This is a genomic window from Arthrobacter gandavensis, assembly GCF_015355785.1.
In the GTDB taxonomy this organism is placed as follows: domain Bacteria; phylum Actinomycetota; class Actinomycetes; order Actinomycetales; family Micrococcaceae; genus Arthrobacter_B; species Arthrobacter_B gandavensis_A.
The window spans coordinates 815,678-829,386 of record NZ_JADKYW010000003.1 but is presented as its reverse complement, the minus strand read 5'-3'; the positions used below and the strand labels follow the sequence as shown (position 1 = coordinate 829,386).

Here is a 13,709-nt window from a genome sequence, read left to right as displayed (position 1 = left end):
GCCTGCCTTCTCTGGCTTCTCGTCTTGTCTGGCTGCCGTGCGCTCACCCTGGACCATGGCCTGTGGCCCTGGACCGGGAACCCGCGGCTGATGCCTTGCCCGCGCCGGTCCTGCCCGGCTGCGGCTTCTGCCCGGGTGTGGTTTCTGCCCGGCTGTGGTTTCTGCCCGGGGCTGCCGTCCACGGCCGGCGGCCTGGACCCGGGCTCCCACCCCCTGAGGCATCCGTTCACCCCCGGGACCACAGCAGGGAACAACCGTCACGACGGGCGGGAACCATCGCACGGGAGTGCCTCACGGGCCACCTCCGCCACGACGACCGGGAAGCACGGTTGGCGGAGAGTCCCATGGGCATCAGACGCCACGACGGTTGGGAAGCACGGTAGGTCTCCCCGATATGAGGACTCGTTCCAGCCACCGCGCCCCGTCGAGGGCGGCGGCCCGGACCTTACACCCACCCCTTGTGACTTCTGTTCACCCCCGGGACCACACCAGACAACAACCGTCACGACGGCAGGGAACCATCCCCCGGGGAATGCCTCACGGGCCACCTCCATCACAACGGATGGGAAGCGCGGATGGTGCAGTGCCTTACAGGTGTCAAAGCCACGAAGGCTGGGAAGCACGGTAGGTGTCCCCGATATGAGGCCTCGTTCCAGCCACCGCGCCCCGCCCAGGGCGGCGGCCCGGACCGGCAACCGTCCCGGTGTCCTTTCTCCTGCCTCCCTAAGCCCGGCACGCCCGCGCTTCCCATCCTTTGTGGAACTTGCTGCTAGCGGGGCCACATGCGGCAACACCTGTTACCACGGGTGGGAACCTTCGCAGAGGAGTGCCTCATGGACCACAACCGTCACGACGGCTGGGAGCCATGGATGGTGCGTAGTCCTATGGGCATCAGCCGCCACGACGGCTGGGAACCACGGATGGAGGAGAGTCCCATGCGCATCAACCGCAACGACGGCTGGGAAGCACTGTCGCCGGCCCGGCCACGAGGACCTGTTCCCGGCCGCCGCCCCCCGCACGGAGGACGTCTCCCGCCCCGGGCTCCCACCCTCTGTGACATCCGTTCACCCCCTGGACCACACTAGGCAACATCCGCCACGACGGTAGGGAAGCACGGGAGCAGGAAAACCTCACGGGCCACCTCCGCCACGACGGCTGGGAACCACGGTTGGCGGAGAGTCCCATGGGCATCAGACGCCACGACGGTTGGGAAGCACGGTAGGTGTCCCCGCCACGAGGCCTCGTTCCAGCCACCGCGCCCCGTCGAGGGCGGCGGCCCGGCCCGGCAACCGTCCCGGATCCTTTCTCCTTCCTCCCCTAGTCCGGCACGCCCGCGCTTCCCATCCTTTGTGGAACTTGGTGCTAGCGGGGCCACATGCGGCAACACCTGTCACCACGGTTGGGAACCATCGCAGGGGAGTGCCTCACGGACCACAACCGTCACGACGGCCGGGAACCACGGTGCGCACAAAGTCCCCTGGGCATCAGCCGACACGACGGCTGGGAAGCTCTGTCGCCGCCCCCGCCACGAGGACTCGTTCCCGGCCGCCGCACCCCGCCCAGAGGCAGCCGCCCGGCCGGGCTCCCACCCTCTGTGACATCCGTTCACCCCCTGGACCACACTAGGCAACATCCGCCACGACGGTAGGGAAGCGCGGGAGCCGGAAAACCTCACGGGCCACCTCCGCCACGACGGCTGGGAACCACGGTTGGCGGAGAGTCCCATGGGCATCAGCAGCCAGGAAGACAGGGAACCACGGATGCTGCAGAGTCCCTTAGGCATCAACCGCCACGACGACTGGGAACCACGGATACCGGAGAATCCCATGGGCCCAGCCGCCACGACGGTTGGGAACCACCGTCGGCGGTGAGTCTTCCACACAAATACCTCCGCAGCGGCTGAAGAACCACGACGGGCGGCGGTCACACGGGCATCACCCATCACGCCAGCTGGGAACCAAAGCCGAACCCGGTGGAGCGCCGCCAGCGAGACTGCGTAGGCTGGGAAGATGACATCGCTTTTCTCCCATGCCCCGGAACCTGAGCCGGCCAACTTCCGTGAGCCGAGAGCTGACGTAGTGGAGACCTGCCTGGTTCCCCGTGAAACCGATGAGGCCTTCCGGGGGTTCCACGAGTACCCGCACCTGTGGTGGCCTGCGGATTTCACGGCGTTCGGCGAAGGCACGCACGTGGAGTTCGAAGGCGGTGCCCTGGTGGAAACCAGTGAGGAAGAGGAGACGGTTACGCATGCTGAGGTCCGGGAGATCCGGCCGGGCGAACTGCTTGAGCTGGATTGGAACCCGGGTACCGGCTCCGCCACGGTAACCATTAGCTTCTCCGCTGAAGGGGCGGGTACGGCAGTGACGATCACACACACCGGGTTTGATGCTGTCCTAGACGGCGCAGGTCAGCGCGAGGAAGCAGAAGCCCTGTGGCGCAACGTTCTGCAACGTTATGGCCGTTTCATGGGCGGCCGGTAGCCTTCTTCCATGAGCTCGCCTGCCCTGCATGACCTGGAAGTGTCCATCCCCGGCATCCGCATCGATACGGACCCGGAGACACTGAGAATGTATGCCCGGGACCAGGGCCCGGTGCAGGAACTCATCGATCCCCTCGCGGTCGTCTGGGCGGAATCGGTAGCCGATGTGCAGGAAACCCTACGCTGGGCTTCGCGCACCGGCACCGCCGTCGTTCCCCGCGGCGCCGGAACCGGGGTATCGGGCGGAGCGCACGCCACCCGCAACTGCATCATCCTGAGTCTTGAGAAAATGGACCGCATCCTTGCTATCCGCCCCGGTGACGAACTGGCCGTCGTAGAAGCGGGGGTGGTCAATGCCGACCTCAACGAAGCGGTGAAGCCGCATGGCCTGATGTATGCGCCGGACCCGGCCAGCTACAAGATCTCCACCATCGGAGGCAACGTCGCCACCAATGCCGGAGGCCTGCGCTGCGCGAAGTATGGCGTAACCAGGGATTCAGTGCTTGCGCTGGACGTGGTGCTGGCCGACGGCACCTTGATCCACACCGGACACCAGAGTTTCAAGGGCGTGGCCGGTTACGACCTGACCGGACTCTTTACCGGATCCGAAGGCACGCTGGGCATTGTGGTGGGCGTGACAGTACGGCTTCGGTACCTGCCCAGCGACGTACGGACCGTCGCGGCATTCTTTCCCAACTTCCGCACCGCCGCAGCAGGAGTGCTGGCCGTCGGCGCCGCACGGGTCCAGCCGTCCATCATGGAACTGCTCGACGGCGCCACCATGGCGGCGCTCGACGGCGCCCACGGCTCTGACCTGGGTGCGCGCGGCGGCGCGCTGCTCCTGATCCAGACGGATGGATTCGGCGCCGAAGCCGAGGCAGCCGCAGTCCGGGCAGTCCTCACCGAACTCGGCGGTACCGTCAGCAGCGAGGGGTCGGAGGAAGCCGAGCGGCTCCTGGACCTGCGAAGGCACAGTCGGGGGGACGACGTCGAGCATGAGATCCGCGTAGGCGAGGACGTCGCCGTGCCGCGGTCACAGCTGGTGCACTACGTTGCCGAACTGGAGCGGATGGCCTCGGACCACCGGGTGCAGCTCAAGGTGGTGGCACATGCCGGTGACGGCAACCTGCACCCCACCTTCTGGATCGCTTCAGAGGAGGGCGCCGACGGCGTCGAACGGCTCAATGCCGCCCTGGACGAATCCATCACAGTTGCCCTGCGCATGGGCGGCACGATTACCGGCGAGCACGGTGTTGGGCAGTTCAAGCTGCGCTGGCTGCCGCAGGAGCAGCAGGCCGAAGTGCTGGCGCTTCAGCAGCAGATCAAAGCCGTTTTCGATCCAATGGGAATCCTCAATCCAGGGAAAGCGATTCCTGCGGTTTAGGCGGGCACGCAGTTCCTAGGATGGGACGCGCATCCAGACGGCACGGTTGGGACGCAGCCTTGTTAGCTCCATGGCGCTGGGGGAGCTTTCACAGAGAACCTCGAGCTCCGGTAGTTCCACGGATTCTGTTCCCATGTTCATTACGGCCAGGACGTTCCCGTTGACGAACGCGACCAGCCCCTCGGCGTCGTGTTCGGGCCACCAGGCCAGGGACCCGTGGCCCAGGTTCAGTTCCCGCCGCAGCGCGAGGGCATCCCGGTAGAAGTTCAGCGTCGAGTCCGGATTGCGTTTTTGGACATCGCGGGAGTTGGCTCCCCACAGGTCGGGCTGGGGCAGCCAGGACTTGCCGGTGGAGCTGAACCCGTACGACGGCGCGTTGGCCCGCCAGGGCAGGGGCACCCGGGAACCGTCGCGGCCAACCCGCACCCCGGCGGACCGGTGGAACGTGGGGTCCTGGCGGAACTCTTCCTGGATCAACGTGTGGTCCGGCAGGCCGAGTTCTTCACCCTGGTAGAGGTAGACGCCGCCGGGGAGTGCCAGCATCAGCAGCGTCGCTGCCCGGGCCCGTCGCAGCCCCAGTTCATGATCCGGCTGGAAGTCATCCGGACCGATGCCGTCTCCGAGCCGAAGTTCATTCCCCTTGAGGCCAAAGCGGGTGACGTGGCGGACGACGTCGTGGTTGGAGAGCACCCAGGTGGTGGGGGCGCCGACCTTGTCAAAGGCTTCGAGGCTGGTGGTGATGATGCGGCGCAGCTCCTCCGCGTCCCACGGATGGCTGAGGTAGGCGAAGTTGAAGGTCTGGTGCATTTCGTCGGAACGGACCCAATCGGTGAGCCGGTCCAGCGGATCAACATTCGCCTCGGCGCAGAGCACGCGGTCGCCGTCGTATTCGTCAAGGATCCGCCGCCAGGAGCGGTAGATGTCGTGGATGCCGGCCTGGCCGAACATGGGGGCTGCCTCGCCGGGGAAGCCGTCGGAGGAGGCGCCGTCGGCGCGGCCGCCCCAGTCCGGGAGCCCGCTTTTCTTGATCAGGGCGTGGGCGACGTCGACGCGGAAGCCGCCGACGCCGCGGTCGAGCCAGAAGCGCAGGACGCGTTCGAATTCGTCGTGCACGGCCGGGTTGTCCCAGTTGAAGTCCGGCTGGGAGGAGTCGAAGAGGTGCAGGTACCACTGGCCGGGGGTGCCGTCGGGGTTGTGGACGCGGGTCCAGGCGGGTCCGCCGAAGTGGGACTGCCAGTTGTTTGGCGGGTTTTCGCCGTGTTCTCCGGTGCCGTCGCGGAAGATGAACATGTCCCGGGCGGGGGAGTTCTCCGGTGCGGCCAGGGCTGCCTGGAAGAGGGCGTGCGCCTCGGAGCAGTGGTTGGGGACCAGGTCCACGATGACGCGGATGCCGTGGTTTTTGGCGGCGGTGACGAGGGCATCGAAGTCGTCCAGGGTGCCGAAGAGCGGGTCGACGTCGCAGTAGTCGGCGACGTCGTAGCCGGCGTCTTTCTGCGGGGAGACGTAGAAGGGGGAGAGCCAGATCGCGTCGATGTCCAGTTCTGCGAGGGCGGGGATTTCGGCGGTGATGCCGGGCAGGTCGCCGATGCCGTCGCCGCGCAGGTCGCGGAAGGAGCGGGGGTAGATCTGGTAGATCACCGAGGAGCGCCACCACTGCCTCTCACGCCCGGTGGAGGCTTCATGGACCGGAACCAGGCGGAGTTCTCCGTTTCGCGTGACAGGTACGCCGGGAGCATTGTCCATGAACAGAATCATCCCTCTTGTCTCGTGCGGTATTGGTACACCACCTTAAACGAGGTTGTCCGCCAGCTTGTGCCGAATTGCGCCCGTGAGAAGCCGCACAGCTCATCGCCGCACGTCAGGCTGGAATCCGCCAATGTTTGCTGGCGGTGCAACACGATAGGCTGGCTTTCGAACCCCCACACAACACCACTTTTCGGGAGAAGCATGTCAGAGAACCGCAACGACGTCCCGGGCGATCCCGCCGGGGAAAAGCAGGATCAGCGCTGGACCCAGCCGAGCCAGCCGAACGGGCCGGCCCAGCCAAGCCAGCCGAACGAGCCGGCACAGCCAAACCGGCCGCCGCAGCCAAACCAGCCGGCCGTTGGCCAAGCAGCCAGCGGCAACCAGCCGAACTACGGCGCGGGTTACGGTGTTCCGCCGTCGCCCTACGGCTACCCCGGGAACTACCAGGCGCCCGCGCAGCAGCCGGGCAAGACCATGGGCATTGTGGGCCTGATCCTTTCCTGCCTGTTCTTCATCCCGTTCGCTTCCCTGGTGGGCGTGATCCTCAGCATCGTGGGACTTGTCCAGTCACGGAAAGCCAAGATGAGCAATGGGCCTGCCCTTGCCGGCATCATCATCGGCGGGGTTGTCTTTGTGCTGACCGTCATTGCCACCATTGCGATCTTTGTCTTCGCAATGGACCAGGTGGGTACGCTCATCGAGGTCTGCGACGACCTCGGTCCCGGAACCCACGTCGTGGACGGCGAAATCTACGAGTGCGGCGTTGACGGTTTCCAGCAGTCCCTCTAGCTAAGCCATGGACGTACAACTCCGCCATTGACGGCAGGCCGGGACCGTGAGGTCCCGGCCTGCCGTCGTTGGAGAGCTGTGCCGCTATCCCGGTGAGGCGCCGCTTTCAAGGATCCGCATGGTGGTGGTATCCGGATTGAGCAGAATCGCCGCCTCATCCCTGCGGTGGCGCAGCTCGTTGTCCAGATAGGACTGGACCGCTTCTGCCATGGGGACGTTGCGGTTCTCCTTCTCCGACATGTACCACCGATGCTCCAGCACCTCGTGCACCAGTTCGGCCTGCTCCAGCTTGCTGCCAAGCTCCCGCGGCACGGATTTCACGATCGGTTCGAAGACCTGCGTGACCCATAGATGGGCGCTCAGTTCCTCGTCCATCTGCGGGTTGTTGTCCGCCCGGTAGGAGTCAAGATCGTTCAGCAGCCTCCGGGCCTGGTTCTCCTGCGCATCCAGCCCGGTGAGGCGCAGCAGCCGCCGCTGGTGGTGGCCGGCGTCGACCACCTTGGGCTGGAGCTGCACCTGGGAGCCGTCCGGCGTGGTGCGGATGGTGAGTTCGTCGACGTCGAACCCCAGCTCATTGAGGCGTCGGATGCGTACGTTGACGCGCCAGCGTTCACCGAGTTCGAAGGACTCCTGCTCGGTGAGTTCAGCCCAGAGATTTCGGTAGCTGTCCATGATGCGTTCACTGGTGGCCAGCGGGTCGATGCTCTCCTCGACCAGGCCGCCCTCAGCCAGGTCCATTAGCTCTCCGGCGATGTTCACACGGGCGATCTCCAGGTCATACTCGCGCTGCCCCCGGGAGAGCTCCGGGTACAGTTCACCCGTTTCGGCATCCACCAGGTAGGCGGCGAAGGCACCGGCGTCACGGCGGAACAGCGTATTCGAGAGCGAAACATCGCCCCAGTAGAAGCCCGCCAGGTGCAGCCGTACCAGCAGCAGCGCCTGAGCGTCGATGAGGCGGGTCAGCGTCACTTCACGGAGGGTCTGGGAAAACACTGCGCGGTAGGGCAGGGAAAAGCGCAGGTGGCGCGTCACCAGCACGGGTGCCAGCTCATTGCCCTCGGCATCCTGGCGTCCGGTTATGACCGCCACCGGCGCAACACTGGGAACATTCAGCCGCCGCAGCTTGCGCAGCATGTGGTACTCCTGCCGGGCCACGTGCTCGCTGGTCTCCTTGATGGCAATAAGCGAATCGCCCATGCGGGCAAAGCGGACGACGTGCCTCGAGATGCCGCGGGGCAGGGCGGCGAGGTTCTCCTTGGGCCAGTCCTCCAGCGGGATTGACCACGGCAGGTCCAGGAGCGCCGGATCCATGGAAGCGGCGGTGATGTTCAGCGAACCGAGCGGTTCCTGTGTCGCTTCGCTGTGGCTGCGGGGGAGCTTGCCGTGCTGCTCCCAGTTCGTTGGTTCATCACGCCAGTTGGCGCGCGGTGCTTCTGTCATGGACCTTGATGCCTTCTATCGGCGCTGGGATGGGGGTTAAACCAGTGCGGTGGCCTTCTCCTGAAGTCTAGATCAGGGGATCGGCCACCGCACGCGCACACTGTTGCTAAAGGCTACGCTTCGTCAGCAAGTCGCTTGCCGGTGCTGGTGTCAAAGAGGTGAACATGACCGGCCTTCGGCGTCACGAACAGGGTGTCGCCTTTGGCCGGGGGCCTGCGGGCATCCACGCGGGCCGTGATCTCGTGCTCCTGGCCGTCCAGGAAGGTGTGTCCGTAGACGAACGCGTCTGCACCGAGCTCCTCGACCACATCCACTTCGACCTTCAGGCCCTCGCCGTCGGGTGCCACATCCATGTCTTCCGGGCGGACGCCGAAGGTCACGGTGTTGCCGGCAGCGGCGTCGAGGATACTGCGGGGGACCGGGTACACCGTGCCGCCGAACGTTACGCCGCCCTCGGTCACCGGCAGCTCGAGCAGGTTCATCGCCGGGGAGCCCATAAAGCCGGCCACGAAGACGTTCATCGGCTTGTCGTAGAGGTTCCGGGGAGTGTCAACCTGCTGCAGCACGCCGTCCTTCAGCACGGCAACGCGGTCGCCCATGGTCATAGCCTCAACCTGGTCGTGGGTGACGTACACGGTGGTAACTCCCAGGCGCCGGGTCAGGGACGCGATCTGGGTGCGGGTCTGCACGCGCAGCTTGGCATCGAGGTTGGAGAGCGGCTCATCCATGAGGAAGACCTGCGGGTTCCGCACGATGGCACGTCCCATGGCAACACGCTGGCGCTGGCCGCCGGAGAGTGCCTTGGGCTTGCGGTCCAGGTAGTCCTCGAGGTCCAGCAGCTTGGCCGCCTCGCGGACACGCTCCAGGCGCTCCTCCTTCGGAACACCGGCGATCTTCAGCGCAAAGCCCATGTTGTCCGCCACGGACATGTGCGGGTACAGGGCGTAGTTCTGGAACACCATGGCAATGTCGCGGTCCTTTGGCGGAACATCGGTGACGTCACGATCGCCGATGAGGATGCGCCCGGAATTCACGTCTTCCAGGCCTGCGAGCATGCGCAGTGAGGTGGACTTGCCGCAGCCCGAGGGGCCAACGAGCACGAGGAATTCGCCGTCGGCGATTTCGAGGCTGAGGTTATCGACTGCGGGGCGATCGGTGCCCGGGTACAGACGCGTAGCTTGGTCAAACGTTACCGTTGCCATGATATTTCCCTTCACGGGCAGGTACGTGCCCGACGATCCGTTGTGAATGGGTGGATGTTCAGTTGTGAAACAGCAGTGACGGGCGCCACGGAAAGCGTCCGCTGCTGGCAAGTATGCCACGTCCGTCAAGCGGCGCGAAGCAAAACAGGCAGCCGGGAGGTTAATTCCCGACGGCGGCGAGGCGCAGTTCGTGCAGGTGTTCCAGAACTTCGGCGAACTCCCCGGGGGACTCAACCCGGAACTGCGCGGCGGTATCGCCCGCTCCCACCTTGATGCTGACGTCGCCGTCCTGCAGCACGGCGAAGCCCCGCTCATCGGTGACATCGTCTCCGGCAAACAGCACCCCCGTGGCACCTGTCAGCTCGCGAAGCGCGGCGATGCCCTCGCCCTTGTTCGCGTGCACTACGGAGGCCTCCAGGACACGCTTGCCGTCCGTGACCTGCACTCCGTCCAGCTCCTGGAGCCGTGAGCGGGCAGCGTCCACCGCGGCGGCGGCGTCGTCGTCGGAAGCGCTGCGCGTATGCAGGACTACGCCAGCCGGCTTGTCTTCAAGCCTGCAGCCGTCCCATGACCGGGCCACCTCCTCGACGGCGGCACGGGCCCGGGCCAGCAGGTCTGCCTGCTCCGGGGTGAGCTGCAGGGGCGCCGCGTTGGGGCCTGTCCAGGTCTCGGCACCGTGGCTGCCGACCAGCAGGGTCTCCGGCTCGGGGCGTGCCACTTCCCGCAGGCTGTCCAGGGCGCGCCCGGAAATCAGCGCCGTCGCGGTCTGGGGCACACCGGCCAGGGACCGCAGCGCCGCCGCCGCGGCGGGGAGCGGACGGGCGTCCTCGGCCCGTTCCACCAGGGGTGCCAGGGTGCCGTCGAAGTCGACGGCGACCAACAGGTGGTCTGTGGCCGCGAGCGTAGCAAGGGCCGAGCGCAGGTCCATGGGTATCACTGTTGCTCACCTTCCAGGCGCAGGGCGTTGAGGAAGTTCTGTGACCAGCGCTCGACGTCGTTCTGCAGCACCTGGCGGCGCATTAGGCGCATGCGGCGCTGGGCTTCGCGCGGCTGCATCTGGATGGCGGAGACGATGGCGTCCTTCAGCCGGTCGATGTCATGCGGGTTGACCAGCACGGCCTGGCGGAGCTGGTCCGCAGCACCGGCGAACTCGCTGAGCACCAGGGCACCGGTGTTCTCCGTCCGAGCTGCCACATACTCCTTCGCCACCAGGTTCATGCCGTCGCGCAGTGCGGTCACGAGCATGACATCCGATGCCAGGTAGAGGGCAACCATTTCCTCGACTGGGTATGAATGGTGCAGATAGCGGATGGCAGTGTTGGACATGGTGTCGTAGGTGCCGTTGATGCGGCCGACGGTGCCTTCCACCTCTTCGCGCAGCAGGCGGTACTGTTCCACCCGCTCGCGGCTGGGGCTGGCCACCTGGATCAGTGCCGCATCCTCCACGCTGATCCGCCCGTCCTCCAGGAGCTCGCCGTAGGCCTTCAGACGGTGGCTGATTCCCTTCGTGTAGTCCAGGCGGTCGACGCCGAGCAGGATGACCTTCGGGTTGCCGAGTTCGCGGCGGATCTGCTTGGACCGCTCAATGATGTCCTCGCGCTGGGCCAGTTCGGTGATCTGGTCCACGTCAATGGAGATCGGGAAGGCCTCGGCCCGGGAGACGTAGGTGTTGCCTTCCTCGTCAGTGATGTGGACCTGCTGCTGGCGTACGGAGTGCCCGGCGAAGCGGCGCACGCAGCGCAGGAAGTTGGCGGTGTCGCTGGGCCGCTGGAAACCGATCAGGTCTGCGCCCAGCAGGCCCGCAATGATGTCCCGCCGCCACGGCAGCTGGGCGAAAATTTCCAGCGGAGGGAAGGGAATGTGGTTGAAGAAGCCAATCTTCAGGTCCGGGCGGGCCTTGCGCAGCATCTGCGGGACAAGCTGCAGCTGGTAGTCCTGCACCCACACGGTGGCGCCCTCGGCGGCAACCTCCGCAGCGGCTTCAGCGAAGCGCCTGTTGACGGTGCGGTAGGAGTCCCACCAGGTTCGGTGGAACTCCGGCGGTGCAATGACGTCGTGGTACAGCGGCCAGAGCGTGGCGTTGGAGAAGCCCTCGTAGTAAAGCTCCACCTCGGAGGAGCTCAGCGGCACCGGGCGCAGGTGCATATTGCCGTGGTCGAACGGTTCCAGCGTTTCGTCCGGGGCGCCGTGCCAGCCCACCCAAGCGCCGTCGGCCTTTGCCATGACCGGCGCCAGTGCCGTCACCAGCCCGCCGGGGGAGCGGCGCCATTTGTCCCCGCCCTCAGAACCGTTGTCCGCCACCCTGTCCACAGGCAGGCGGTTGGAGACCACTATGAAGTCGTAATCGCCGTACCCGTCCGTTGAAATCTCAGTTTTCGATTCAGCGGCAACAGCGTTCACTTTTTGCACTCCTCAGTTGACTTCTTTGTTCGCCACTCTATCCAACAGGGGAACCTTTGTACCCACTCCGGGCGTTGACGGGGAGGTGCAGGGATTATCGTTGTCCCTGAAGACCGTGTACCTGATGCCGCCCGACGGTGGCCGTTTAAGAGACAGAAGGAACTATGACCGACCGGAATCCCAAGGTCACCAAGGCCGAGCGCCAGGCCGCGGCCCGCGAGAAGGCACGGGCCCTGCGTGAGGCACAGCTGAAGAAGGAGCGCCGCAACAAACTGCTGACCCGCTGGGGAATCGTTGCCGGAATCGTCGCCGTTCTGGTGGTCGTTGCTGTGATTGTCGTCAACAGTGTCCGCGGCGGGATCCCCGACGCGGGACCGGCTCCGGCCACCGGCAATGTCAATGGCGGGTTCACGCTGACCTCCACAACCTCGCTGGAACCGGCGGACACAGGTGAGGTGGACGTGAACAACCTTCCGGAAGCGACCACCACGAATGAGGCCGGTGACACCGTTCCCGCAGGCGTTGAAGCTGCCGCTCCCGGCGAGCCGGTGCAGATCGTTGAATACGTGGACATCAACTGTGTCCACTGTGCCGACTTCTCCTCCACCTACTCGGACCAGGTCAAGACCTGGCTTGACGCAGGTGAGGTGACCCTCGAGTACCGCACGGTGGCATTCCTGGACAGCGGCTCCCCGACCAACTATTCCTCCCGCGGCGCCAACGCTGCCGCATGTGTCGCTGACACCAACCCGGAGTCCTACTGGGACTTCATGAAGGCGATCTTCGCCCAGCATGCCTCCGGTGAAATCAACAACGCCGCGCTCGCAGACATGGCGGAGTCTGTTGGTGCTTCGGACGCCGCGGACTGCATCCAGAATGACGGTTTCCGCACGTACGTGAAGTACTCCGACGCCCTGGCCCGCGCAGCCGAGGTAGGCGGCACCCCGACCGTCTACGTCAACGGCGCCGAAGCGGACCTGAACTCCTTCGTGGACACGGTCCAGGCAGCCATCGACGGCAACAAGGCTGAGGCTTCCTCCTAGTTCCACCCCGGTCCGGCTGGCCGCCGGAAGGAAACCATCCCTGGTTTCGTTCCGGCGGGCATGCTGGGCTAATCTTGTCTAGCGCTGTTGTACTGCGAGTACGACGCCGCGGGCCGGCAACGGCCCGCGCCTCCTTAGCTCAGTTGGCCAGAGCACCTGTCTTGTAAACAGGGGGTCGCCGGTTCGAATCCGGCAGGGGGCTCCGTGAAACCCCTTCTGATCAGGTAAAACGCCCGATCAGGAGGGGTTTTCTTATGGGACGAAACGAGCCCGCTACACGTTTACGACACGCTTTCGCTGAAACTTAAGCTGAAAACTGTCAGCCGTCGTGGAGCGGAACGCTGGGAAACTTCGGCATCGCCCTAGTCTCCCCGGGGTCTACAGCAGGAAAACAGGCCGGCTGACCTGTTTGATATCTATTCGTGTCCAAAAGCGGCGAAGGCCGATCCCGATCTTCGCTATCCTCATTGAGGACAACGTACAGACGCAAGCGCCGGGCCGAAGCCGGTGATTTCCATGGGGGTGGAATCACCGGCTCCGGGCCGGCACCTGTTTTTAGGCAAGCTGCTAGCCGGCCGCCGGGCGGGCCCCCGCTGCGTTGCGGGCTGCGAGGATGTGGGTCCGCATCACAGCCTCCGCCCACTCGCCGTCGCGCGCCCGGGCCGCAGCCACGAGCTCCGCGTGGTGAAGCATGCTGCGGCGCAGCGCTTCTGGACTGTACTTCCCGAAGGTGTGCGCCACCACCGCCGGACGCATCAGGGTCTGCAGCGCCACCGCGAAGTGCCGGTTGCCGCAGCGTTCAACGAACAGGCCATGGAATTCACTGTTGAGCGTGCCCAGCGTCTTCATGTCGCCTTCCGCCGCCGCCGTCTCCATCGCCGTGCTCAGCTCTGCCAGCCGGTCGACGTCGTCATCCGAGAGCCGCGGGACGGCGAGCAGCGCGGCATGCGGTTCAAAGCCGGCCCGCACGTCGTACAGGCCCGCCACATCCTCGGGCGTGAAGGAGACTACCTGGGCGCCCTTGTTCCGGCTGATCTCAACGATTCCCTCCGCCGCAAGCCGGTTCAGTGCCTCGCGGACCGGGGTCCGGGACACACCGAGCCGCTCGGCCAGTGCCGCTTCGCGGAGCCACGAACCCGGCGCAACCTCGCCGGAGGCAATGAGGGCACGCAGCCGGGCGTAAGGGCTGTCCGGATCCGCGGCGGGGGAAGGGTCCATGCGGTCTA

At 65.6% G+C, this 13,709-nt stretch carries 10 protein-coding genes and 1 tRNA gene; 5 read left to right on the top strand and 6 right to left on the bottom strand.

Annotation, left to right across the window (positions count from 1 at the left end; genetic code table 11):
• Positions 1–2,009: 2,009 nt before the first annotated feature.
• Both ITX31_RS05080 and ITX31_RS05075 read left to right on the top strand, forming a co-directional pair.
• Positions 2,010–2,480, top strand: a complete 471-nt coding sequence (locus tag ITX31_RS05080) for an SRPBCC domain-containing protein (protein ID WP_194782335.1) — start codon at positions 2,010–2,012, stop codon at positions 2,478–2,480.
• Positions 2,481–2,489: 9 nt separating this feature from the next.
• The gene (locus ITX31_RS05075) at positions 2,490–3,863 is read left to right on the top strand and encodes an FAD-binding oxidoreductase (RefSeq protein WP_194782334.1); all 1,374 of its coding nucleotides are present in this window, start codon (positions 2,490–2,492) and stop codon (positions 3,861–3,863) included.
• 15 nt (positions 3,864–3,878) lie between these two features.
• On the opposite strand, the gene ITX31_RS05070 is transcribed toward ITX31_RS05075, so the two are convergent.
• Complete coding sequence (locus ITX31_RS05070; RefSeq protein WP_194782333.1) at positions 3,879–5,606, bottom strand: glycoside hydrolase family 13 protein; 1,728 nt, start codon at positions 5,604–5,606, stop codon at positions 3,879–3,881.
• A 204-nt stretch (positions 5,607–5,810) separates the two neighbouring features.
• Between ITX31_RS05070 and ITX31_RS05065 the strand changes: the two genes are divergently transcribed.
• Positions 5,811–6,398, top strand: a complete 588-nt coding sequence (locus tag ITX31_RS05065; protein WP_194782332.1) for a DUF4190 domain-containing protein — start codon at positions 5,811–5,813, stop codon at positions 6,396–6,398.
• 84 nt (positions 6,399–6,482) lie between these two features.
• Here ITX31_RS05065 and ITX31_RS05060 read toward each other — a convergent pair whose 3' ends face one another.
• The 4 genes from ITX31_RS05060 to ITX31_RS05045 all read right to left on the bottom strand — a co-directional run bounded on the left by ITX31_RS05060 (position 6,483) and on the right by ITX31_RS05045 (position 11,440).
• On the bottom strand, positions 6,483–7,838 hold the full coding sequence (locus ITX31_RS05060; RefSeq protein WP_194782331.1) for a DUF4032 domain-containing protein: 1,356 nt from the start codon (positions 7,836–7,838) through the stop codon (positions 6,483–6,485).
• 113 nt (positions 7,839–7,951) lie between these two features.
• Positions 7,952–9,040, bottom strand: a complete 1,089-nt coding sequence (locus ITX31_RS05055; protein ID WP_194782330.1) for an ABC transporter ATP-binding protein — start codon at positions 9,038–9,040, stop codon at positions 7,952–7,954.
• Positions 9,041–9,200: 160 nt separating this feature from the next.
• The gene (otsB, locus tag ITX31_RS05050; protein ID WP_194782329.1) at positions 9,201–9,968 is read right to left on the bottom strand and encodes a trehalose-phosphatase; all 768 of its coding nucleotides are present in this window, start codon (positions 9,966–9,968) and stop codon (positions 9,201–9,203) included.
• A gap of 5 nt (positions 9,969–9,973) precedes the next feature.
• Complete coding sequence (locus tag ITX31_RS05045; RefSeq protein WP_194782328.1) at positions 9,974–11,440, bottom strand: alpha,alpha-trehalose-phosphate synthase (UDP-forming); 1,467 nt, start codon at positions 11,438–11,440, stop codon at positions 9,974–9,976.
• A 164-nt stretch (positions 11,441–11,604) separates the two neighbouring features.
• Here ITX31_RS05045 and ITX31_RS05040 point away from each other — a divergent pair, with 164 nt between their 5' ends.
• Positions 11,605–12,483, top strand: coding sequence for a DsbA family protein (locus tag ITX31_RS05040; protein ID WP_194782327.1), 879 nt, complete (start codon positions 11,605–11,607; stop codon positions 12,481–12,483).
• A gap of 128 nt (positions 12,484–12,611) precedes the next feature.
• Positions 12,612–12,685, top strand: a tRNA-Thr gene (locus ITX31_RS05035).
• 365 nt (positions 12,686–13,050) lie between these two features.
• Here ITX31_RS05035 and ITX31_RS05030 read toward each other — a convergent pair.
• Positions 13,051–13,701: a GntR family transcriptional regulator gene (locus tag ITX31_RS05030; RefSeq protein WP_194782326.1), complete on the bottom strand. Its 651-nt coding sequence runs from the start codon at positions 13,699–13,701 to the stop codon at positions 13,051–13,053.
• Between the last annotated feature and the right edge of the window lie 8 nt (positions 13,702–13,709).